Origin of the sequence: Micromonospora sp. KC721, assembly GCF_004348355.1 — a bacterium.
Classification (GTDB): Bacteria; Actinomycetota; Actinomycetes; order Mycobacteriales; family Micromonosporaceae; genus Micromonospora.
Genome location: NZ_SMJY01000346.1, coordinates 1 through 2,804, shown reverse-complemented (window position 1 = coordinate 2,804; position 2,804 = coordinate 1). Strand labels below are relative to the sequence as shown.

Annotated in this window: 4 protein-coding genes and 1 pseudogene; 2 read left to right on the top strand and 3 right to left on the bottom strand. The window is 68.6% G+C overall.

The genetic code is table 11. The features are described from left to right. Positions 1–757: pseudogene (locus tag E1182_RS30085) on the top strand (cellulose-binding protein); the annotation flags it as partial. Between the two features lie 186 nt (positions 758–943). After that, positions 944–1,276 carry a hypothetical protein gene (locus E1182_RS30080; protein ID WP_207921580.1) on the top strand — a complete coding sequence of 111 codons (333 nt, stop codon included), beginning with the start codon at positions 944–946 and terminating at the stop codon, positions 1,274–1,276. 12 nt (positions 1,277–1,288) lie between these two features. Here E1182_RS30080 and E1182_RS30075 read toward each other — a convergent pair whose 3' ends face one another. The 3 genes from E1182_RS30075 to E1182_RS30065 form a co-directional block, all read right to left on the bottom strand. Next, on the bottom strand, positions 1,289–1,690 hold the full coding sequence (locus tag E1182_RS30075) for a PIN domain-containing protein (RefSeq protein ID WP_132271119.1): 402 nt from the start codon (positions 1,688–1,690) through the stop codon (positions 1,289–1,291). Then, the gene (locus E1182_RS30070) at positions 1,687–1,995 is read right to left on the bottom strand and encodes a hypothetical protein (RefSeq protein WP_132271118.1); all 309 of its coding nucleotides are present in this window, start codon (positions 1,993–1,995) and stop codon (positions 1,687–1,689) included. Before E1182_RS30070 ends, E1182_RS30075 begins: the two co-directional genes overlap by 4 nt. Before the next feature lie 202 nt (positions 1,996–2,197). Further along, positions 2,198–2,548, bottom strand: coding sequence for a hypothetical protein (locus E1182_RS30065; protein ID WP_132271117.1), 351 nt, complete (start codon positions 2,546–2,548; stop codon positions 2,198–2,200). Positions 2,549–2,804: the final 256 nt, after the last annotated feature.

Genomic DNA, 2,804 nt, shown 5'->3' with positions numbered 1-2,804 from the left:
GCCGCCCACCAGCGGCTGGAACCCGCCGGCCCATCTGGTGACCCCGCTAGACCAGGTCTGGCGGCACGTGGAGGAGACCTACAACAACGGAAACGTGTACGGGTTCCGGAACTTCGGCTGGGACCAGGTCATGGCCAACCGGGGTTACCTCAACTTCTGTGTCCGGTGGGACTCCAGCGCCACCGTCACCGCCGCCCAGCGCGACCAGATCCACGCCACGCTCGCCCGGCAGTACAAGAAATGGATGGACATCATGGTCGGCCACAACGGCTGGCCCTACGACAACGTGCCGATCAAGGTTGTCGGCTGGGCGGTGCGCGACCGCAACCAGCTGCAGTGGTCCGACAGCTCGGTCGACATCTACGTCAACAACATCCGGGAAAACGCTCCGCAGTGCTCCGAGGGCTGCGGACGGTACTTCAACCAGAACGGCCAGTACCCCAACTGCCCCGGCGGCGCCAGTCGGCACTACGACCAGTCGCTGTGGCTGACCGACGGCTTCGGCGGCGGCGCCGGCGGTGACTGGGGCCAGCGAATGGGCCGCGAGTACTACATGGCCAACCTCAATGCCGAGAACATGACCATCCTGCTGCACGAGATCGGCCACACCTTCGGCCTTGACGACTTCTACGACTGGACCCCCAGTGGCGTCGGCGGGTTCATCATGAAGGCTGGCAGCTCCGCCTCGATCACCGAGTTCGACGCCTGGATGCTCCGCGACTGGTGGCGCCACCTCAAGAACCGCTACGGCTACTGAACCACCGCCCCGGGGCCCGGCCAGCCTCCGGCCCCGGGGCGGGGAGATGTCTCGCTAGCGATTGACCAAGGCGGTGAGCTGAGCGTCGTCACGGACGACAGGGTCAGTCGCACGGCTGCGGCCGAACGTGCTGAGGCGGACCGGCACCCGATTGGATCGCCAGGAAAGGCAGAAGCGCTACTCGCGATGAAGCACGCCGAGCTGGCCGCACGCAATGTTCCCGGCGGGTACTGGATTGCGGAGGCAGACCCCAAGGTCGTCGAACACGCCCTGGCAGGCTCCTGCGAAGTCGGAGAGCAGACGAGCGTGGCGATCCTCAGCGATGGTGCCGCCCGGGCAGTCACTCTGGGCCTGCTCTCCTGGCCGGACACCATGAAACTGCTGCGCACTGAAGGCCCGACAGAACTCATCGCGCTGGTCCGTCAAGCCGAGGCGGAAGACCCGCACGCCACCAGGTGGCGGCGTAACAAGCGCTCCGACGACGCAACCGCCGTGTACGTCGACGGATTCACGGCATGAGGCTGCGAGTGGCTAGCCCGGCATGTAAATCACGGGCAGGTCGCCGTCGCCGTACCGATTCTCTCGGGTGAGGATCGAAGCGTCGTGTTCGAGACTGGCCACGACGGTGGTGGCGAGGTCGATGCGGCCGGTGTAGGTACGCCAGTAGCTCAGCTCGTGCCAGGACTGCCCGTCGGTGGGCAGCACGACGCAGGCGTCGAGGGCGAGCAGGCGATGCACGGTGGCGCGGTCTTTCGGGTCGTCGATGACGGCCAGGGCTTCGGCGGCGGTGACGGCGGTGACGGCGAACCGGTTGCGGTCCTCAATGACCTCGTGCAGCGGCTCGCCGACGTGCACAGAGCCGGCGACGTAGGCCAGCAGCGCTGACCGGTCCAGCAGCAGCCGGACCGGTCGGTCCTCGTCGTCGCCGGTCACGCGACTGACTGCTGGCGGGAGCCGTTGGCCTCGTCGAGCAGGTGCTGGCGGACCCGGTCCCGTACGGCCTGGCGCCGCTCGGCCGGCCATTCGGCCTCGACGGCGGCGCGGCGGGCGCGGGCCTCGGCGACGCCCTGCTCGGTGATCGAGATGCCCTGGTGGGCCAGTTCAGCGGCCAGGGCGTCCAGGCGCATCCGGTCACGAACGGCTTGGGTGATGTACGCGGAGGCGTTGGGTTCGCGTTCCAACTGCTCCGCGACGTCGGGCGGTACGGAGATCGACAGCTTCCTCACCTGGGCGGTCATACCGCCACCATACGCCGGGTAGCACCGATCTGGTGTCGTCTGCGGGGTTGCGACACGGACAAGAGGCGGACCAGACCGGCTGGTCCGCCTCCTGGTGCTCAGCCCTCGTGCAGCGCGGCGGCGCGGCTCGGGCCGATGCGGGCGCTGTCGCCGATTCGGTAGGGGGCCGCCAGCCACGGGTCTTCGAGGGTCGCGGTCCTGATCACGGCTGGTCGCCGCTCTCGATGCCGGCGAACAAGTCGAGCTGCTCGCCGGGGTCGTTCGGTCGGCACTCTGCCCATACGGCTTCTCCGGTTCGGGAGCAGGCGTCGACAACGTCGGTCCAGCCGGCGCCCCGGAATCCGCCCGGGTGGTCGCGCCAGGCGATGACTGCCTGCTCGCATCGGCGGATCAGCTCGTCGGTGATCCGGCCGGCGTCCAGGACGGCACCCAGGTCGGTCCAGTTCAGCCGCAGCGGCCGGTGGAGGTTCCCGTCGGTGATCTCGATCTGGGTCTTGGTGAGCCGGAGCATCCGGCCGGCGGGCAGCGTCTGCGGTCCGGGTCGGCTTGCCACTGGTCTGGCGTGGCCGACGTAAGCAACAGCCCTCTACGGGCCGCGGGCCGCCGCCCCGCTGGACCGCCCGTAGTTTCCAGCCGGAAAACAACTTCAGGCAGTGATCTAGGGACACGCCGCCCTAGCGCGGAAAGATCTTCCGAAGTTGGGCGGCGCGGCGGGTGAGGTAGCGCTGTTCGGGCAGGCTGGCGGTGGTCCGGGCGGCGCGGAGGTAAGCGTCGTGGGCGGCGTCGGAGTGGCCGGCTTGTTCGAGTAG